Raw genomic sequence first — 19,692 nt, forward strand, 5'->3', positions numbered from 1 at the left:
CTGCTATGAGTTTGCTGCACGTTACCATCGACGGCATCCCCGTCGAGGTAGAAAAGGGCACGACCATCCTGGAGGCGGCCGAGCGGGTCGGGGTCAAGATCCCCACCCTCTGCCACATCAAGGGTCTCATGCCCGACGGCTCCTGCCGGATCTGTACGGTGGAGATCCAGAACCGGGGCCGGTCCAAAATGGACACCGCCTGTTCCGCCCACTGCTCCGAGGGGGATGCCATCCTGACCCGGAGCGAGGCCGTGGTGAAAGCCCGGCGGGGCATTCTGGACATGCTCCTCTCCAACCACCCCACCAACTGTTTCTCCTGCCCCTCCAACGGCGAGTGCAAGCTCCAGGACCTGTGCTATGAGTACGGGGTGAAGGAGACCTCCTGCCCCGGTGAGACGAGCAACCGCCCTGTGGACGACTCCAACCCCTTCTTTACCTACGACCCCAACCTGTGCATCCTGTGCCACCGGTGCGTCAACACCTGCCACAAGATCGTGGGCTGCGGCGCCATCGACACCATGGATCGCGGCTTTGAGTCGGTCATCAGCCCGGCCTTCGGCATGCCCTGGCGGGAGAGCAACTGTGAGTCCTGCGGCAACTGTGTGGCCGCCTGTCCCACCGGCGCCCTCACCTCCAAGCGCAAGCAGAACTACCGCCCCTGGCAGGTGAAGAAGAAAGTGCTCACCACCTGTCCCCACTGCGCGGTGGGCTGTCAGTACTATCTGATGGTCAAGGACAACAAGGTCGTGGGCGTAGAGGCCGCGGACGGCCCCTCCAACCACAACACCCTCTGCGTCAAGGGCCGCTACGGCTCCTATGACTTCATCCACTCCAACGGACGTCTGACCGATCCCCTCATCAAGGATCGCTCCACCGGAGAATTCCGCAAAGCCTCCTGGGAGGAGGCGCTGGACCTGGTGGCCTCCAAGTTCCAGGCCATCAAGCGGGAGTACGGCAACGGCGCGCTGGCCGGCTTTGCCTGTTCCCGCTCCACCAACGAAGACATCTACATGCTTCAGAAGATGGTGCGCACTTGTTTCGGTAATCACAATACCGACAACTGCGCACGTGTGTGACACGCCCCCACAGTTGCCGGTCTGGCAACCACTTTGGGGTCCGGCGCGATGACCAACACCATCGCCGATGTGACCCGTGAGTCCGACGTGATCCTGCTCGTCGGCTCCAATCCCGAGGAGGCTCACCCCGTCTTCGGTATGCAGATCCGCCAGGCGCTTCAGCGCGGCGCCAAGCTGATCGTCGTCGATCCCCGCAACATCGGCCTGTCCAAGCAGGCCGCCGTCCATCTGAAACTCAAGCCCGGCACCAACGTGGCCTTCGCCAATGGAATGATGCACGTCATTCTGGAGGAGGGCCTGGAGGACCGGTCCTTCATCGAGTCGCGCACCGAGGGCTTCGAGGCCCTGCGGGATCTGGTCAAGGACTACACCCCCGAGCGGGTGGCCGAGATCTGCCACATCGATCCCGAGGATCTGCGCACCGCCGCCCGGCTCTACGCCAAGGCTGACCGTGCCCCCATCCTCTACTGCCTGGGCGTGACCGAGCACTCCAGCGGCACCGAGGGCGTAATGTCCCTGTCCAACCTGGCCATGCTGGTGGGCAAGCTGGGCCGTCCCGGCTGCGGCGTCAATCCCATCCGCGGACAGAACAACGTCCAGGGCGCCTGCGACATGGGCGCCTCCCCCACCGATTTCCCCGGCTATCAGAAGGTGACCAACCCCGAGGTGCGCTCCAAGTTCGAGCAGGCCTGGGGGGTCTCCCTCCCCGCCGAGCCGGGCATGTTCGCCACCGACTGCTTCCCCGCCATGCTGGAGGGGACCATCCGTGGCCTGTTCATCTTCGGTGAGGACCCCATGCGCACCGATCCCGACACCAACCACGTCCGCCGCGCCCTGAGCGCGCTGGACTTCCTGGTGGTGGATGAGCTCTTCCTCACCGAGACCGCCAAGCTGGCCGACGTGGTCCTGCCCGGCATCAGCTACGCCGAGAAGGAGGGCACCTTCACCAACACCGAGCGGCGGGTCCAGCGGGTCCGCAAGGCGGTCCCCAGCCCGGGGAATGCCAAGCCCGACACCTGGATCTTCACCGAGCTCATGAACCGGATGGGATATCCCCAGCCCCACCTCACCCCCGCTCAGATCATGGAGGAGATTTCCTCCCTCACGCCCAGCTACGGCGGCATCAGCCACGCCCGGCTGGACAGCGAGGAGCTCCACGGCCAGGGTCTCCAGTGGCCCTGCCCCTCGCCGGAGCATCCCGGCACCCCCATCCTCCACGTGGGACAGTTCAGCCGCGGACGGGGCCTCTTCGCCCCCTACGCCTATGTCCCCTCCATGGAGCTGCCCGATGAGAGCTATCCCTTCCTCCTGATGACGGGACGCATCCTCTACCACTACAACGCCTGTGCCATGACGGACAAGACGCCCGAGATCGTGGAGATCGCCGGCGGCTCCTTCCTGGAGCTCAACGACCAGGACGCCAGCCGCCTGGGCATCGCCGACGGCGACACCATCCGGGTCTCCTCCCGCCGGGGTACCATCGAGACCACGGCCCGGGTCAGCGGCAAGACCTCCCCCGGCGAGTGCTGGATGCCCTTCCACTACCTGGAGGGGAACTGCAACTGGCTGACCAACGCGGCGCTGGACCGTATCGCGCGGGCCCCCGAGTACAAGGTCTGCGCCATCCAGATCACAAAGGCATAACCACCAACCCACCCTGGGGATACAGGCCACCGCATGCACTCGCTGACGCTCGTACACTTGTGGCCTGAGCAGAGTGTTTTCCGACGTACACGCCGCCGGAAAACACGATTTGACTCTCTTCCGCCGTCTGCGGACGGCGGAACTCTGCGAGGCTCTTGCAGCACTGATCGCAGCAGTACACCTTTTGACCGTCTGTGGGTGGCCACGGGAGTTCCCATGGCCGCCCCTTTTTTCTACGAGGATTTTGTATGACTGACGCTCTCTCTGTTTTGTGCGACGTGGTCCACGTCTCCCGCTCCACCGACACCCCTGGGCAGGACGAGGTGGTGGTCGAGCACCCCCTTCGGGTGGAGATCGACGGGACTGACTCCCTCCTCCTCTCCTGTTCCCCCGCCCACCTGGAGGAACTGGTGACCGGGAACCTCTTCTGCCGGGGCTATCTGTCGTCGGCCGGGGAGCTGCATACCCTCTCCTTCTCCCCTGACCGGCACACCGCCTATGTGACGCGTACCCCCGCGGCCGCGCCCTCAGTCCCGGACCGTCCGGAGGACATCCGCCTGCCCGCCTCGGCGGCCTACGCCATCATGGGACGGAACCTGAGTGCCTCCGCCCTCTTCCAGCGCACCGGCGGGGTACACTGCGTGTCCCTCTCCCTCCCGGACGGTTCTCTCATCTCCCGGGAGGATCTGGCCCGCCACAACGCCGTGGACAAGATCATCGGGCACGCCCTGCTCCACCATATCCCCCTGTGCCGCTGTGTTCTGGCGGTCAGCGGGCGCCTCTCCGCCGATATGATGGAAAAGGCCGCCCGGGCCGCCATCCCCATCGTGCTCTCCAAGGGGGCCCCCACCGACCGGGCCATCCAGCTGGCCCGCGCCCATGGGATCACTCTGGCGGGCTTTATCCGCGGGGAGCGGATGAACCTCTACGCCTGCCCGGAGCGCATCGATCCCGCCCGTTAGCACCGCTTTCTCCCCCGATTCATAGGATGGGCTAAAAGGAGGTCTGTTCCTATGCCCATCATTTATCTCTCCCCCTCTACCCAGGAGAACAACCTGTATGTCACCGGGGGCACCGAAGAGGAGTGGATGAACCGTCTGGCCGACGCCATGGTGCCCTATCTCTCGGCCAGCGGCATCCGCTATGTCCGCAATACGCCGGATATGACCGCCCTCTCCTCCATTCGCGCTTCCAACGCCGGGACCTATGACCTGCACCTGGCCCTCCACTCCAACGCGGCGCCGGAGGGGCGCTATGGACAGGTCCGGGGCGTGCTGGTCTTTTACTTCCCCGGCAGCATCCAGGGCCAGGAGGTCGCCAATCTGATTGCCGATAACCTGAAGACGGTCTACCCCCTCCCCAACAAGGTCCGGGCGGAGCCCACCACCTCCATTGGCGAAGTGCGGCGGGTCCGGGCCCCCTCCGTATTCCTGGAGCTGGGGTATCACGACAACCCCGACGACGCGGCCTGGGTCAAGGGCAATCTGGACGCCATCGCCCGCAGTATCGTGCTGGCTCTGACCGAGTACTTCTCCCTCCCCTTTCTGGAACCGCAGCCCCCCAGACCGGCGGTGGTGGATGTGAACTGGGGCTATCTCAACATCCGGGACCGCCCGGACACCGCCTCCTCTGTCCTGGCCAAGGCCTACGACGGCGCGCCCCTCACCGTTCTGGGGCAGTGGCAGGACTGGTATTCCGTCCGGTTTGACGGGATGGTGGGATGGGCCAGTTCCGATTTCATTACATTGGTCTGATTGACGTTCACAGAAAGTTCATATACCGTTTGCAAACTGTCCATCCATTTCCCGCGCAAAGCTGGTAAGATATCCTCGTCAGGAAGCAAATGACACAGAAAAAACTCCTCCTCTCTCTTCCCTCTCTTTTCTATTCACACTGTCCTGCGGCGGGGAGCAGCGGTTCCCCGCCGCAGGGGCAGACCATCTCAGCGGGCACGTCGGAGTACGTGCTTTTTCTTTTTTTATTTTTTTGCAAAAAAGGCTTGCATTTTTCCAAATGATGTGCTAATATAATTGAGCTGTCAGCGATAAGTGATCGCGAAACGGTATGCGGCTGTAGCTCAGCTGGATAGAGTGTTTGGCTACGAACCAAAAGGTCGGGGGTTCGAATCCCTTCAGCCGTACCAAAAGAGAGATGTGACGTGAGTCATGTCTCTCTTTTGTTTTATCCTCCGTTCCCTGCCCACACGTTGCTCTTTCCAAGTATCCCCTGTATAATAGAAAAAGCGGCCCTCTCCAGGGCCGCTCCCAAGCGGATATCACCTTCTCTGTTAGAAAGGATCTGGAACTGATGGATCATATCTCCTCTGTATTTTCCTTTTTGGATGCAGGCGTCAGCCCCTGGCACGCGGCGGCGGAATCCGTCCGCCGCCTGGAGGAGGCGGGTTTTCTCCGGCTGGAGGAATCCGCTCCCTGGGCCCTCGCGCCGGGCGGCTCCTACTATGTCACCCGAAACGGCTCGGCCGTGCTGGCCTTCCGGCTCCCTGTCCAGCCCATCCGCGGCTGGCGCCTTGCCCTCTCCCACAGCGACGCCCCCACCTGGCGGGTCAAGAACACCTGTGTGGAGCAGGCCGGGTACACCAAGCTGGAGACCGAGGGCTACGGCGGTATGCTGATGGGCACCTGGCTGGACCGTCCCCTCACCCTGGCCGGACGGGTGGTGGTCCGCACAGCGGAGGGTCTGGCCAGCCGCCTGGTCTATCTGGACCGGGATCTTCTCACCATCCCCAGCGTCGCCATCCACTTTGATCGGGGCGTCAACGACGGGCGCAAATGGGACCCCCAGGTGGATCTCCAGCCCCTCTACGGCGAGGCCGGCTGTCCGGCCCTGCTGGAGCTGATTGCCCAAGAGGCCGGCGTCGCGCCCGCCGACATCCTGACCTGGGATCTCTGCCTGGCCGTGCGGCAGAAGGCCACCCGGATCGGACCGGACGGGGCCTTTTTCATGAGTCCCCGGATCGATGATCTGGAGTGCGCCGCCACCACCCTTCTGGGTTTCCTGGAGAGTGAGCCCCAGCCCGCTGTTGCCGGTGTGTGGGGCATGCTGGACAACGAGGAGGTGGGCTCCTCCAGCCGCCAGGGCGCGGAGGGGACCTTCCTGTCCGACACCCTTCACCGCATCCTGCACTGTCTGGGACAGGATGCCCAGGACGCCTGGCAGATCGCCGCCAACTCCCTCATCCTCTCGGCGGACAACGGACACGCCATCCACCCCAATCATCCGGAAAAGTCCGACCCCCAGAATGCGCCCCGCATGAACGGCGGCGTGGTCATCAAGGTCAACGCCTCCCAGAAATACACCACGGACGCCGTCAGCGCCGCCCTCTTTGAGCAGATCTGCCGGGAGGTCCAGATCCCCGTCCAGCGCTTTGCCAACCGGGCCGATATGCCCGGCGGCTCCACCCTGGGCAATCTCCAGGGCCACAGCATCTCCTCCCCCATGCTGGACATCGGCCTGGCCCAGCTGGCCATGCACTCCGCCGTGGAGACGGCCGGCACCAAGGATATCGCCCACATGACCGCCGCGGTCCGCGCCTTCTACCAGCGTCCCTTCACCTGCTGTGGGGACGGCCTCTACTCCCTCTGAGCAGGCCGTGACGCTCCATCCATACGAGGCAAATCCATGAAACACGAGTCTATTACCATCCTGCGGTATATCTCCATCTTGCAGCGCAATACCAACCGGTATTTTGATCTCACCCTGGAGCCCGATCAGATCGGCAGCGGGCAGCAGTTTTTTCTCCTGCGCATCGCGGAGCACGAGGGCATTACCATGTATGACCTGGCCAAGCTGGGGCATTTCGACAAGGGCACGGTCACCAAGGCCGTGCAGAAGCTCAGTGAGCAGGGCTATGTCTATCTGGAGCCCGACCCCCACGACCGGCGGGTACGCCACCTGTATGTCACAGAGCAGGCCCGTCCCCTGATCGAACGGGTCTACCGCCTGCGGGACCACTGGACCGACTCCCTGACCCGGGAACTCCCCCCCGAGACCCAGGAGCAGCTGCTCCACACCCTGCAAATCCTGGCCGAGTGCTCCTGCCAGACTTTGGAGGAGATGCAGTCCTCCGCCCCATAGACAAATTCCCCCTGCCGCTCGACTGCGGCAGGGGGAATCTTTTATGCGTTCTCTTGGAGATAAGCAGGCCTTACACCACGTCCAGGTAGGCCTTGGCCAGCTCCACCAGGTCCTGCAGGTTGACTGCGCCGTCCTGGTTGACGTCCGCCTTCTGGGCCTCGGTCCAGTTGGCATCGCCCTCCTTGGCCTGGTAGTAGTCCTGAGCCGCCGCGATGTCGTTGAGATCCAGATCGCCGTCGCCGTCCACATCGAACAGGTCGCTCACCGCCGTGTGTACCGCGGACGCAGCCGCATCCACCTGAGCCTGAACGCCGTCGTTGACCAGAACATTGCGCAGGGTGACCTGCACCTCCCCGCTCTGCTCCGTGGTGCGGACATACAGCTCCAGCATCTCCTTCAGCTCCGCCATGGCCTCCGCATCGGACAGGCCGTAGCTGAGAACCACGTCATACCGGACGCCATCCTCCAGAGCGGTCTTCTTCTGGCCCAGCAGCTGGAAGCCCTCGGCGGCCTCCAGGGCCTGGGTGTCGGTGAACATGCCCTGTCCCTGGATGTCAAAGGTCAGATGCACGGTCTTGAGCCCGGTCACATCGCCGTTGAGTGCGAAGGTGTAGGGCACGCGGGCGTTCTGGCCCGCCTTCTCCGGGCCGCTGACCGAGACGGTCACAGCGGTCTCCTCGGGCTCTTCCACGGGGGTCACAGCGGCCTCATAGGCCTTCTGCACGTCTTCCGCCGTCATCGTGCCGGTGTACACTCGGGCCAGCGCGATCTCACAGTTTGCCTGGTACTCCAGCTCGCCGCCGGAGGTGGTGTCGCCGCCCAGGAAGAGGTAGTGAGGGGGCTCCTTCATGCTGCCGGAGGCGGGAACAGAGTCCTTCAGCTCGCCGTTGAGATAGATCTTGACGTTCTCTCCGTCATAGGTACCCACGATGTGGTTCCATTCATTGGCCGCCACATCCACCTCGGGGGTCTTGTAGCTGCCGCCGATATGGGACCAGAACTGAAGGGTGTTGGTGCCGCCCTTCTGCTCGAAGCAGAAGCCGGAGACCTGCGTATTGCCCATGGGGTTGTTGTTCTTGTTGTCCAGAGGCTTATAGAAGAGCTCCACCGTGTAGTTCTTGGTGAGCTTGGCGTAGTCCTCGCTGGTCATGGAGTAGCGCAGGCCGTCGTTCTGGCCGTCGAACACAGCCACGGTGCGGTTGAGCTCCTCATCCACGCGGTAGGAGGGCTCGCCAAACACGGTCTGGGTGTGGCCGGCGGCATCGGCGCCATTGTCCTTTTCTGCAAAGTCCACGTCAAAGATGGCCTCGGCGGGATAGGTGGGCACATAACCGGCGCCGGTGGTCACATCCTCCTCGGCCACGATGGGATTGCTGATGGCATCAAAGGAGGTCACCGCCTCCACCTGGATAGAATAGGTGGTGTTGCCATTCAGATCGGTGATCTTCACGGACATCTCGCTCTGGCGGTCCTCTTTATAGTAGTCGGAAAACACCTTGCGGACCACCTTGCTCTGATCGGCGGTGTTGGTCAGCGTGATCCAGTACTCATGGATCATGTCTGCATTGTCCCCGGTCGCCTCCGCGGCAGTGGGGAAATGCACCACCATGGAGTCGCCGGTCACATCGCTGACGGTCACCACAGACCCCTCCGCAAAGGAGGGCGCCGCGGAAGACGTGCGCTCCTCGGTGTAGGGACGCTCGCCATCGTTTCCGCCGTCAAAGACCCAGGGCTCAGACTCGTACATATACGTCCCTTCGGTCAGGTCCATCCGGTAGATCTCCACCGTGCCGTCTTCCATCACATCCACCCGCAGGGCCTGCGAGGAGTACTCCGCATCGTAGGGATAGGTAGAGGCCTGTCCGGTGACCGGGTCCACCTTGCCGCTCTCATTTTCAAAATAGGCGCCGATGGTGCTGTCCTGAATGGCGGTATAGCCGTCATCCTGATAGATGGAGCGGGCGTCCTCCAGCGTGGAGTGGGAGTGACCGGAGATGTGGATCACCTGGGGATACTGCTCAAAGAGCTGGGTCAGGTCCCGGTCCGTGCCCTCCCCGTAGTTGCCGTACCACTCGTTGGTCACATATGCGGTATCGCGGATGCCGTGGTGGCCCATGACGATGACCGGCTCATCGGGATCGGCCTGCTCCAGCGCCGCCTTGACCATGTCATAATCTCCGGTGTAATTGCTTCCGCCCACCGGCGTCATCTTGATGACGGTGATCCCGCCCAGGTCCAGCACTTCGCTGGACTCCTGCCCGGTCTTGGACTCAAAACGGTCAATGCCCCCGCCCATGTCGTGGTTGCCCATGGAGAGAACGACTTTTCCGGCCGCGCCCAGGTCGCTCTCATTGATGATGCTCATGAGCCGGTCATACTGTGCCTCCGAGCCGCTGTCGGTCAGGTCGCCCACAAAGAGCACTCCGTCGGCCTGGGGGTCTACCTGATAAAACACATCCAGCGCATTGGCGACCTTCTCATCCGCGCCGCCCCGGCCGATGTGCGTATCGCTGCCCACAAAAAAGCGCGCGGCGACGCCCTCTCTTCCGGCCTCCTGCCAGCCGTCCACCGCGGGGGCCTCCCAGGCCATCGCCGCAGGCATCGTGCCGATCAGCAAAGTCGCAGCCAGCATACCAGAAAAATTGCGTTTCCAGTGCATGTCTCTATCCATCCCTTTTTATAGATTACCGCTCCAACCGGGAGATCTCGCCCGTGGCTCGGTCCATCTACTATTCTAAAAACTCCGTGTAAACTGTACAACGCATCTTATGCAAAACACCTGTAAAATCAGCGCCGTGGCGCATATCCCGCCGCAGAATTGCATTCCCCCGCATTTTATGCCGTTTGTCCAGCTTTTCCGCTTGGTTTTCTTCTATTTTTCAGAATGGAAATTTCGATCGCACTGTAAATAAAAGGCATGGTTTGAAAACAGAGCTAGAACTGGGGGCAGCTTCTGATTCACTCCACTTTACATGCGACTTTCCGCCCGGAACAAATCACCAAAATACAGCAAGGGACACCGGTCAGCAGACCGATGTCCCTTATAAACGTTTTGGCTAAACGAACATTTTAAGATTCCCATGCACAAAAAGAAACACCAGCCGATTGGCTGGTGTTTCTTTGTCTTGTCCGTTAACTATAGATGCCGGACAAGACCGGGGCCCCGCACAGCGGGGCGGCGCTTTTGCGCCGTACAAGCGTTTTGCCGCAGGCAAAACCTTGGCGCAGGGGCAATTCACTTGCCCCGAGCATTTCAAATTCCCCAGGTATCCAAAAAAAGAAGCACCTGCTTTGCAGGTGCTTCTTTTTTTGGAGGCGCCACCCAGAATCGAACTGGGGAATAAAGCTTTTGCAGAGCTCTGCCTTACCGCTTGGCTATGGCGCCATATGGAGAACAGCGGAACTGTTCTCTTTTGTATGTACTTTCGTACATGGAGCAGGTGACGAGGCTCGAACTCGCTACCTCCACCTTGGCAAGGTGGCGCTCTACCAGATGAGCTACACCTGCATCGTGCAGACTCTTTCGGGACCCTCTGAGATACGATATGTATCTCAGAGGGTTTTGGTGCCTCCGGCCGGAATCGAACCAGCGACACGGGGATTTTCAGTCCCCTGCTCTACCAACTGAGCTACAGAGGCATATGGCGACGCGGAAGGGACTTGAACCCTCGACCTCCGGCGTGACAGGCCGGCGTTCTAACCAACTGAACTACCGCGCCATACTGGTGGGAACAACAGGGCTCGAACCTGTGACATCATGCTTGTAAGGCATGCGCTCTCCCAGCTGAGCTATGCTCCCTCATTCATTCTCTTTCGCTGTCGTGCCTCACACGACGGATGTTATTATAGCAGGCTTTCCCCGAGATGTCAACCACTTTTTTCATATTTTTTTAAGGCCTTTTTACAGGCCGCCGGGCCGGGTAAAAATCCCGTCCGGCGGCCTGTCCGGTCAGATCTCAGAGAGCAGTTTCTCCAGGTCCTCCCGGCTGTAATGATAGACCGCATCGCAGAACTGGCAGGTGAGCTCCGCACTCCCCTGCTCCTCCAGCAGGGCGGTCAGCTCCTCCCGCCCCATGCTGATCAGGGCGCGGCTGACCCGCTCCCGGCTGCAATAGCAGCGGTACTCCACTGGAGACTCCTCCAGGACCTCCAGCTCGAAATCGCTCAGGACCCGGCGGACCAGCTCCAGCGCGGAGATGCCCTCCTTCAGCGCCGTGGTGACCGGCCCCACCGCATGGACGCCCCGCTCGATCTTGCTGATGACCTCGTCATCCGCGCCGGGCAGGAGCTGGATCAGATATCCGCCCGCGCACAGCACGCTCTGGTCGGTGTCCACCAGCACGCCCAAGGCGCAGGCCGAGGGGATCTGCTCGCTCTCCGCGAAATAGGCGGTGATGTCGTCCGCGATCTCCCCCGACAGCAGGCCGATGCTGCCCACATAGGGCTCTTTCAGGCCGATGTCCTTGATGACGGTCAGCGTGCCGTCCACGCCCACCGCCTGGCCCACGTCCAGCTTGCCCGGGACCTTCTCCATCAGCTCCACTTCACCGTTCTGGACATAGCCACGGACATTTCCCTCGCTGTCCGACGTGACCGTGATGGAGCCCAGCGGTCCGCCGCCCTTGATCTGCAAGGTGACGGTGCCGTGCTCCTCCTTGAGCTGATTGCCCATCATGGAGCAGCCCATCAGCGCCCGGCCCAGGGCAGCGGTCGCCACCGGCAGGGTCTTATGGATCTGCCGGGAGCGCTCCACCAGGTCCCGCGCTGAAATGGCACTGGCCTTGATCGGTGCATCTTTGGCCAGCACCCGTACAATTTGATCTGACATATTCCTTATAATTCCTTTCGTGCCACAAAGAAGATCCGCTCTTCCCCTGACCGGGGCCGGCGCATGATCCGCTCTCCATAGCGTGTGATCTTCCGGAACCCGGCGGCACGGAGCATCTCCTCCAGCTCGTCGGGCTCATAGGCATATTCCTCGTGGAGCTCTTCGCCCCGCTCCCAGAGGCCGTCCTCCGTCCGGCAGAAGAGATCCATGGCGTAGGTGCAGATCCTTCTCCGCTTGGAGTACTCCGCCCGCCAGACGCAGTAGGTGTCCTCCGTCTCGTCCAGAAAGACCTGTCCGTCCAGTCCACGCAGCTTCTCGGGCGTGTTGATGTCAAAGATGAACATGCCCCCCGGCATCAGGAAGAGATGGACCCGCTCAAAGGCCTTGCGCAGCAGCGCCGGACGGGTGACATAGTTCACGCTGTCCAGGCAGCACACGCAGGCGTCGATGGTCCCGTAGAGGTCCAGCCGGTCCATGGACTGATGGAGGAAAATGGGCCGCTCGGCCACTTCCTGCTCCACGCCCTTTTCATTGGCCTGGGCCAGCATCTCCTCCGAGAGATCCACGCCGATCATCTCATAGCCCCGGCGGGCAAGCTCCCAGGTGAGACTGCCCGTGCCGCAGGCCAGATCCAATACCGTATGGATCCCGATCCCGGCACGGGCAAAATGCTTCTCCAAATAGTCAGCCCACTGGGCGTATTTCACATCGGTGGTCAGCTCGTCATAGCACCCGGCCAAAAACTCATAGCTGGCCATTGGCTTTCAGCTTCTCCTTGACGCGGGGAAGAACGGTCTGATAGCCGTCCGCGCCATACTGGAGCGAGCGGTTCACACGGCTGATGGTGGCGCTGCTGGCGCCGGTGCGCTCCAGAATGTCGTTGTAGATCATTCCATCGCTGAGAAGCAGCGCCACTTCAAAGCGCTGCTCCATGGCGCGCAGCTCCGCCATGGTGCACAGGTCGGAGAAGAACTTTTTGCATTCATCCAGATCCTTGAGAGACAAAATGGTCTCATAAAGCAGGTCTCCCTGCTCCTTTTTCATGTTTTTAGGCAAAACGGTTACCTCCCGCTTTTTTAAGCTTGCCCCGTACCGGATCGGCTCAACAACAGGGCCATATGTATTTTACCAAAGTGAATCGGCAAAGTAAACAGGTTTTCCGATTTTTTTCACAGAAACACCTTTTAACATCTCCTCCCATATACTGCGTACAGAGTTTGTTTGAATGAGAAAAGGGGGCCTGACCCATGACTTCCATATCCATCCACGGCGGACAGATCCCCATACAGCCAAGCCGCTTTGTGCAGCAGCTGAAGCTGAATGGCGCGCCCGTCCTGCGCATCTCCTGCTGTCTGCCCCGCCTGGTGAGCGACAGCCGGGGCGCGCGCAGGATCAACCGCTACTACCGCCAGCTCTCCGACGCCTGGCGAAGCCGCTGGACCGGCGTCCTCTATACCCGGGCCTGCGCCGCCCAGAAGGCCGCCCTGGCGGAGGGGGCCTCCTTTTCCCCGTGGGAGGCCACATTGGACTATACCCTCACCCTGCAAACTCCGGAAGTCCTCAGTCTGACCTGGCAGGTGGAGGAGAAGCGGTCCGGGGTCCAACGCGCCCAGCAGCACGGGGATACCTGGTCCTTCCTGGATGGGTCCCCCCTTCCCCTGCGCGGTTTCCTGCCGGGGGGACGCCGCTGGAAGCATCGACTGCTGGAAGAGATTTCGAATCAAATGGCCGCCCGGACCGCCTCGGGTGAGCCCTTCCGCCCCGATTCCGCAGCCATGCTGCGCCGGTATTTTCAGCCGGAGCAGTTCTTTCTCACCCCGGAAGGAGTGACCGTCTGGTTCGCGCCGGACACCCTCGCGGCCCCCTCGGCCGGCGCCCCGCGCTTTTCCTTTTCTGCTGCTGTCACGAAAAAATAAGGTGATTTTTTCGACTTTTACGCCTTGTCATCCCAGAAAAAACGCGATATAATATCACCGCTGTTTTGGGGACAACGTCCGCAGGCAGCGACGTTTGCGCGCGGGAAAAGGCCAATGCGCGAATCCCCGCGGCAGGAGGCTCATTATGGTCAAAGCAATTGTTGGCGCAAACTGGGGCGACGAGGGTAAGGGAAAAATCACCGACCTCTTTGCCGAAAAGTCCGACGTGGTCATCCGCTTTCAGGGCGGTGCCAACGCCGGCCACACCATCATCTGCGACTACGGTAAATTCGCCCTGCATCAGCTCCCCTCGGGCGTCTTTTACCCCCACACCACCAACATCATCGGAAACGGCGTGGCGCTGAATGTCCCCGCGTTTCTCAAGGAACTCAAGACCCTGGAGGACGGCGGCGTCCCCGCTCCCCACGTGATCGTGGATCAGCGCACCCAGCTGCTCATGTCCTACCACATTCTGCTGGACACCTATGAGGAGGAGCGCCTGGCCGGAAAGGCCTTTGGCTCCACCAAGTCCGGTATTGCTCCCTTCTACTCGGACAAATATGCCAAGATCGGCATTCAGGTGGCCGATCTCTACGACGAGGCCCGCCTGAAGGAGCAGCTGGAGCACATCTGCACCCTGAAAAACGTGCTCATGGAGCACCTCTATCACAAGCCCCTCCTGGATCCCAACGCCCTCTTTGAAGAGCTGATGGGCTATCGGGATGGCCTCAAGCCCTATGTGGGCGACGCGGTGACCTATGTCCACCAGGCCCTGGCCGAGGGCAAGGAGATCCTGCTGGAGGGCCAGCTGGGCTCCATGAAGGACCCCAACCTGGGCATCTGCCCCATGACCACCTCCTCCCACACCCTGGCCGGCTTCGGCACGGTGGGCGGCGCGGTGCCTCCCACGGCCATCCGCGACGTGGTGGTGGTCACCAAGGCCTACTCCTCCTCCGTGGGCGCGGGCGCTTTCGTCAGCGAGATCTTCGGCGAGGAGGCCGAGGAGATGCGCCGCCGGGGCGGCGATGCCGGCGAGTACGGCGCCACCACCGGCCGTCCCCGCCGGGTGGGCTGGTTTGACGCCGTGGCCACCAAGTACGGCTGCATGGTCCAGGGTGCCACCCAGGTGGTCCTGACCGCCATCGACTGCCTGGGCTACCTGGATGAGATCAAGGTCTGCACCGGCTACGAGATCGACGGCAAGGTCACCACGGATTTCCCCGTGCCCGCTCTGCTGGAGAAGGCAAAGCCCGTGTACGAGACTCTGCCCGGCTGGAAGTGCGACATGCGGGGCATCACCGATTACAGCCAGTTCCCCCAGGCCGCCAAGGACTATGTGGACTTCCTGGAGCGCCACATCGGCTACCCCATCTCCATTGTCTCCACCGGCCCCAAGCGCCACGAGATCGCCCTGCGCAAGTAATCAAAACGCGAGGATCAAAAAGGCAGACAGCCACAGGCTGTCTGCCTTTTTCTTCTCTATCACAGGAGGCTATTACAGCCAGCTGTCCTCGATCTCATGCTTTTTGGCTCGGGTCATCAGCTCGGTAATGACTTTACGGGGATCCTTCCCCTCATAGAGAACGGAGTAGGCCGCCTCGGTAATGGGCATCTCCACCCCCATCTTCTCGGCCAGCTCCTTTCCGGTGGCGGTGGCGTAGTAACCCTCCACCACCGCGCCGATCTGCTGGATGGCCTCCTGCACCGGGACGCCCTGCCCGATCAGAATGCCGCAGCGGCGGTTGCGGGAGTGCATGGAGGTACAGGTGACGATCAGGTCGCCCACGCCGGTGAGGCCCGCAAAGGTCTCCTTCCGGCCGCCCATGGCCACGCCCAGGCGGGCGATCTCGGTAAGTCCCCGGGTCATCAGGGCCGCCTTGGTGTTGTCGCCGAAGCCCATGCCGTCGCAGCAGCCGGCGCACAGGGCGATGATGTTCTTGAGGGCGGCGCCCAGCTCCACGCCCACGATGTCGGGAGAGGTATAAACCCGGAAGCGCTCGTTCATGAAGAGATCCTGCACCAGCTCGGCGGCCTTCTGGTTCCGGGAGGCGGATACCACCGCCGTGGGCACCTTCCGCCCCACCTCCTCCGCGTGGGAGGGCCCGCACAGGGCCACCACCGGATGGTCCGGCCCCAGCTCCTGCTCGATGGCGTCGGTGAGGGTCAGGGAGGTGTCCTTCTCAATGCCCTTGGACACCGATACCACCACGGTTCCGGGGTCCAGGACGCCCTTCAGGCTCCGGGCGGTGGTCCGCACCGCAAAGGACGGGGTGGCAAGGACCACCATGGCACATCCGCGGACGCAGTTCAGGTCGCTGGTCAGCGCCAGCTCCCGGGGCAGAGGCACGCCCTTGAGCATGGGATTCTCGCCCGTCTCCCGCAGGACCCGGGACTCGGCCTCCTGATAGGACCAGAGCGTGACCTCATTTCCGTTTTCCAGCAGCACCATGGCCAGAGCCGTGCCCCAGCCGCCGCTGCCCAATACCGCCGTCTTCATTGGGACCCCTCCTTCTTTTTATGCAGGCTGAATTTGGACTCATTTCCCTGGATCAGACGCTGGATGTTCCCCCGGTGCTTCCAGAGGATCAGGCCGCCGATCAGCGCGGCCAGCAGGGTGAGCGCCACACTGTGGTACACAAACCAGGTGGCGAAGGGGAAGCTGGCCCCCGCCCAGCAGGAGCCCAGGGACACATACTTGGTGAGGATGGCCAGGATCAGGAATCCCCCCCAGACCACCAGCGCAATACGCCAGTCCATCATGATGGCGATGGCGCCGCCGGAGAGGATGCCCTTTCCCCCTTTGAACCCAAACATACAGGGGAACATGTGTCCCAGCAGGCACCACAGGCCCGCCCAGTACTTGGCCCCCACCGACAGGCCCGGCCAGCCCACCAGCCACACGGCGAAGAGGGCCAGGCAGATGGCCACGATGGCCTTCACCACATCGGAGAGGATGACCACCAGCGTCAGCTTTCCGCCAAAGACCCGGTGGAAATTGGTCAGGCCCGCGTTGCCGCTGCCGTGATTTCGCACGTCGTTGTGCAGGATATACTTGGACACGATGATCGCTCCGTTGGAGCAGCCCAGGAAGTAGGAGAACACCGCGATGACCACCGCCAGAACGGCCAGCAGGATGGGGTTGGGCAGCGCGTTCATGGCCCAGTCCGGTCCGCCGTTGACCAGCGCGCGAAAGGAGTCCAGCATCCCTTACCCCTCCTTGTCGCTCTTCTGCCGGATGGTGAGACGCACGGGCGTTCCCTCCAGGCCGAACGTGTTGCGGATCTGGTTCTCCAGATAGCGCTGGTAGGAGAAGTGGAAGAGCTTTGCGTCGTTGCAGAAGCAGACAAAGTGGGGCGGACGCACCCCCACCTGGGTCATATAGAAGACCTTCAGGCGGCGGCCCTTGTCGCTGGGGGGCTGCACCCGGGCGGTGGCGTCGGCCAGGAGGGTGTTGAGCATACCGGTGGTGATGCGCATGGCCGCCTGGTCGTTGACATAGTTGATGAGCTCAAAGAGGCGGGGGACCCGCTGACCGGTCAGGGCCGAGATAAAGAGGATGGGCGCGTAGGGCATGTAGGAGAGATCCCGGCGGACCTCCTCCCGCATATGGTCCATGGTCTTGTCGTCCTTCTCCACGGCGTCCCACTTGTTGACCACGATGATGCAAGCCTTGCCCGCCTCGTGGGCCAGACCCGCCACCTTGGTGTCCTGCTCGGTGACGCCCTCGTTGGCGTCGATCAGGATGAGGCACACGTCGCTGCGCTCAATGGCCATGGTGGCCCGCAGGACGGAGAACTTCTCGATGGGATCGTCCACCTTGGACTTCTTCCGCATACCGGCGGTGTCGATGAGCAGGTACTTGCCCTTGTCATTCTCAAAGTAGCTGTCCACCGCGTCCCGGGTGGTGCCCGCCATGTTGGAGACGATGACCCGCTGCTCGCCCAGGATGCGGTTCACCAGGCTGGACTTGCCCACGTTGGGCTTGCCGATGATGGCCACCTTGATGACGTCGTCGTCCAGCTCCTCTTCCTCTTCGGGGGGGAAGTACTCAAAGCAGGCGTCCAGCAGATCGCCGGTCCCGTGGCCGTGGACGGCCGAGACCGGGATGGGATCGCCCAGACCCAGGTTGTAGAACTCATAGATGTCCGGGTTGGTGTGGCCCACCTGGTCCATCTTGTTGATGGCCAGGACCACCGGCTTGCCCGACTTCAGGAGCATCTTGGCCACCTCGTGGTCGGAGGCGGTGAGTCCGGTCTTGATGTCGCACACGAAGATGATGACCGTGGCGTTCTGGATGGCGATCTCCGCCTGGGCGCGCATGAAGGCCAGGATCTCGTTGTCGGTGCCCGGCTCGATGCCGCCAGTGTCCACGATATTGAATTTGCGGTTGCGCCACTCACACTCGGCGTACAGCCGGTCCCGGGTGACGCCGGGGGTATCCTCCACAATGGACAGCCGCTGTCCGCACAGCTTATTGAACAGCATGGACTTGCCCACGTTGGGCCGGCCCACGATGGCGACTAACGGTTTCATTTCGGCTCACACTCCTCTTCCGTCCGCCGTCTGCGCGGCGGGTTATAGCGGTAATAGTCTTCCGTATCGGTCGGGAAGGCATCCCCCTCCCCGTCGGTTTCCTCATAGGCGTCGTCCCAGGAGTCCTCGTCTTCCTCGTCCTCGCAGGAGACCCACTCCACGGCGCCGCCGTCGTCCCAGTCCACGTCAAAGAGAGCGTCCAGCAGCGCGCCGCCGTCCTGCTCCACGGGGACCACCGTCACGTGCAGGGCCTCCTCCACCGCCTCGATGGTGGTGTCGTCCAGGAACACGTTCTCTTCATGGCGGAGCATGTTCACCGGGATGAGCAGCCGCTCTCCCAGGGTCCGGTCCCGGAGCTGTTCGATCAGGTCCCTTCCGGTCACCAGTCCGGCCACATTGATATTCTCTCCAAAGAAGTGGTTCACGATGGGGACCACCTGGCCCTGGAGGCCGGGGCATTTCCCGCGGGCCTCCTCCACCAGTTTCTCAATGGTGGGGGCGGCCGCCAGTCCGGTGGCGATGGTAAAGGAGGAGGGCTCCTCGTCCCCCTCCACGCTGAGAAGGGCGGCATGGAACTCACTCTCCAGCAGGCGCAGCATGCCCACGCCGTTTTCCAGCTGGACAAAGCGCTCAAAGCTCTCCTCGTCGGGGAGGGGACGGCCCGCCTTCAGATAGAACTCGTCGGAGCACCAGACCATCCGGGTCCCCCGCTCGGCCAGAGAGCGGGCGGCAAAGGCCTCCACCTGGTCGATGACCGCGGCCGCGCCCTCGGGCGTATAGGGCTCCAGCTGACACAGGCCCTCCCGGAACTTGGTCAGGCCAACCGGCACCACTGCCACGCTGTTCACGCCCGGCCAAAGGGCAGAGAGCTCCTCCATGGTCTGCTGGAGGGCAGGGCCGTCATTGATGCCCGGGCAGGCCACTACCTGACAGTTCATGGTGATGCCCGCCCCGGCAAAGCGCCGCATGATGTCCAGACACTCCCCGGCCCGGCGGTTTTTCAGCAGCTGCCGGCGCAGCTCCGGGTCGGTGGCGTGGACCGAGATGTTGATGGGGCTGACCCGCAGGTCGATGATGCGCTGGATCTCCCGCTCGGACAGGTTGGTCAGCGTGATATAATTCCCCATCAGGAAGGAGAGCCGGGCGTCGTCATCCTTAAAATACAGCGTCTCGCGCATGTTGGGGGGCATCTGGTCCACAAAGCAGAAGATACAGTTGTTGGCGCAGGAGCGGGCCTTATCCATCAGATAGGTCTCAAAATTGAGCCCCAGATCCTCGCCCACGTTCTTCTCCAGGGAGACCGTCCGCTCCGTTCCGTCCGCCGCCCGGAGCACCAGCTCCAGGCTGGGGTCATAGGTATAGAATTTGTAGTCCAGCACATCCACGATGGCGTGTCCGTTTACCTGCGTGACCGTCTCCCCCGGGCGCAGGCCCGCCCGGTGGGCCGGACTGCCCGGATCGATGCTCTGAATCTTTGTCAGGCTCATAGCGCTCCCTCACTCTCCCCCGCCGCCGGACCGCCCAGCGGCCCATCGGTGAAGGGGACATATATAGATACATTGTAATACAGACCCGGAAAAGCCGCAAGTACTCTCTGGTG

Annotated in this window: 15 protein-coding genes and 6 tRNA genes; 8 read left to right on the forward strand and 13 right to left on the reverse strand. The window is 62.2% G+C overall.

The genetic code is table 11. The annotated features are described in order from the left end of the window. Positions 1–5: 5 nt before the first annotated feature. The 6 genes from fdhF (at position 6) to I2C21_RS10165 (ending at position 6,815) form a co-directional block, all read left to right on the forward strand. The gene (gene fdhF, locus I2C21_RS10140) at positions 6–2,720 is read left to right on the forward strand and encodes a formate dehydrogenase subunit alpha (protein ID WP_207730615.1); all 2,715 of its coding nucleotides are present in this window, start codon (positions 6–8) and stop codon (positions 2,718–2,720) included. Between the two features lie 248 nt (positions 2,721–2,968). After that, positions 2,969–3,682 carry a formate dehydrogenase accessory sulfurtransferase FdhD gene (locus I2C21_RS10145; RefSeq protein ID WP_195279211.1) on the forward strand — a complete coding sequence of 238 codons (714 nt, stop codon included), beginning with the start codon at positions 2,969–2,971 and terminating at the stop codon, positions 3,680–3,682. A gap of 51 nt (positions 3,683–3,733) precedes the next feature. Next, positions 3,734–4,474 carry an N-acetylmuramoyl-L-alanine amidase gene (locus tag I2C21_RS10150; RefSeq protein WP_193538414.1) on the forward strand — a complete coding sequence of 247 codons (741 nt, stop codon included), beginning with the start codon at positions 3,734–3,736 and terminating at the stop codon, positions 4,472–4,474. Positions 4,475–4,786: 312 nt separating this feature from the next. Next, positions 4,787–4,863: transfer RNA gene (locus I2C21_RS10155), tRNA-Arg, on the forward strand. 164 nt (positions 4,864–5,027) lie between these two features. Beyond that, complete coding sequence (locus I2C21_RS10160) at positions 5,028–6,323, forward strand: M18 family aminopeptidase (protein WP_195279212.1); 1,296 nt, start codon at positions 5,028–5,030, stop codon at positions 6,321–6,323. Between the two features lie 36 nt (positions 6,324–6,359). Continuing rightward, positions 6,360–6,815 (forward strand): MarR family winged helix-turn-helix transcriptional regulator, encoded by a 456-nt coding sequence (locus I2C21_RS10165; protein WP_195279213.1) that lies wholly within the window; start codon positions 6,360–6,362, stop codon positions 6,813–6,815. 70 nt (positions 6,816–6,885) lie between these two features. Here the strand turns inward: I2C21_RS10165 and I2C21_RS10170 are convergent, their stop codons facing one another. The 9 genes from I2C21_RS10170 to I2C21_RS10210 all read right to left on the reverse strand — a co-directional run bounded on the left by I2C21_RS10170 (position 6,886) and on the right by I2C21_RS10210 (position 12,699). Next, positions 6,886–9,474, reverse strand: a complete 2,589-nt coding sequence (locus I2C21_RS10170) for a LamG-like jellyroll fold domain-containing protein (RefSeq protein WP_207730616.1) — start codon at positions 9,472–9,474, stop codon at positions 6,886–6,888. A 651-nt stretch (positions 9,475–10,125) separates the two neighbouring features. Continuing rightward, positions 10,126–10,200: transfer RNA gene (locus I2C21_RS10175), tRNA-Cys, on the reverse strand. 47 nt (positions 10,201–10,247) lie between these two features. Beyond that, positions 10,248–10,323 (reverse strand) — tRNA-Gly (locus I2C21_RS10180). A gap of 55 nt (positions 10,324–10,378) precedes the next feature. Next, positions 10,379–10,454, reverse strand: a tRNA-Phe gene (locus I2C21_RS10185). A 3-nt stretch (positions 10,455–10,457) separates the two neighbouring features. Then, positions 10,458–10,534 (reverse strand) — tRNA-Asp (locus tag I2C21_RS10190). A gap of 4 nt (positions 10,535–10,538) precedes the next feature. After that, a tRNA-Val gene (locus I2C21_RS10195) sits at positions 10,539–10,614 on the reverse strand. 150 nt (positions 10,615–10,764) lie between these two features. Beyond that, on the reverse strand, positions 10,765–11,643 hold the full coding sequence (gene hslO, locus I2C21_RS10200; protein WP_186963635.1) for an Hsp33 family molecular chaperone HslO: 879 nt from the start codon (positions 11,641–11,643) through the stop codon (positions 10,765–10,767). Positions 11,644–11,648: 5 nt separating this feature from the next. After that, on the reverse strand, positions 11,649–12,401 hold the full coding sequence (locus I2C21_RS10205; protein WP_195279215.1) for a class I SAM-dependent DNA methyltransferase: 753 nt from the start codon (positions 12,399–12,401) through the stop codon (positions 11,649–11,651). Next, positions 12,388–12,699, reverse strand: a complete 312-nt coding sequence (locus tag I2C21_RS10210; protein WP_101692946.1) for a YerC/YecD family TrpR-related protein — start codon at positions 12,697–12,699, stop codon at positions 12,388–12,390. Before I2C21_RS10210 ends, I2C21_RS10205 begins: the two co-directional genes overlap by 14 nt. Positions 12,700–12,890: 191 nt before the next feature. Between I2C21_RS10210 and I2C21_RS10215 the strand changes: the two genes are divergently transcribed. Together I2C21_RS10215 and I2C21_RS10220 are read left to right on the forward strand one after the other, a co-directional pair. Further along, entirely contained in the window at positions 12,891–13,559 is a 669-nt protein-coding gene (locus I2C21_RS10215) for an RsiV family protein (protein WP_195279216.1), read from the forward strand. Between the two features lie 145 nt (positions 13,560–13,704). Then, positions 13,705–14,982 (forward strand): adenylosuccinate synthase, encoded by a 1,278-nt coding sequence (locus I2C21_RS10220; RefSeq protein ID WP_101692944.1) that lies wholly within the window; start codon positions 13,705–13,707, stop codon positions 14,980–14,982. 72 nt (positions 14,983–15,054) lie between these two features. On the opposite strand, the gene I2C21_RS10225 is transcribed toward I2C21_RS10220, so the two are convergent. The 4 genes from I2C21_RS10225 to I2C21_RS10240 are packed head-to-tail and all read right to left on the reverse strand — an operon-like array spanning position 15,055 to position 19,579. Next, positions 15,055–16,056: an NAD(P)H-dependent glycerol-3-phosphate dehydrogenase gene (locus I2C21_RS10225; protein WP_101692943.1), complete on the reverse strand. Its 1,002-nt coding sequence runs from the start codon at positions 16,054–16,056 to the stop codon at positions 15,055–15,057. Beyond that, a complete protein-coding gene (locus I2C21_RS10230) occupies positions 16,053–16,763 on the reverse strand; it encodes a glycerol-3-phosphate acyltransferase (protein WP_101692942.1) in 711 nt (236 codons plus the stop codon). Before I2C21_RS10230 ends, I2C21_RS10225 begins: the two co-directional genes overlap by 4 nt. A gap of 3 nt (positions 16,764–16,766) precedes the next feature. After that, positions 16,767–18,092 carry a ribosome biogenesis GTPase Der gene (gene der / locus I2C21_RS10235; RefSeq protein WP_101692941.1) on the reverse strand — a complete coding sequence of 442 codons (1,326 nt, stop codon included), beginning with the start codon at positions 18,090–18,092 and terminating at the stop codon, positions 16,767–16,769. Then, positions 18,089–19,579: a DUF512 domain-containing protein gene (locus I2C21_RS10240; protein WP_195279217.1), complete on the reverse strand. Its 1,491-nt coding sequence runs from the start codon at positions 19,577–19,579 to the stop codon at positions 18,089–18,091. Before I2C21_RS10240 ends, der begins: the two co-directional genes overlap by 4 nt. Between the last annotated feature and the right edge of the window lie 113 nt (positions 19,580–19,692).

Origin of the sequence: Clostridium sp. J1101437_171009_A5 (assembly GCF_015547905.1) — a bacterium.
In the GTDB taxonomy this organism is placed as follows: Bacteria; Bacillota; Clostridia; order Oscillospirales; family Oscillospiraceae; genus Pseudoflavonifractor_A; species Pseudoflavonifractor_A gallinarum.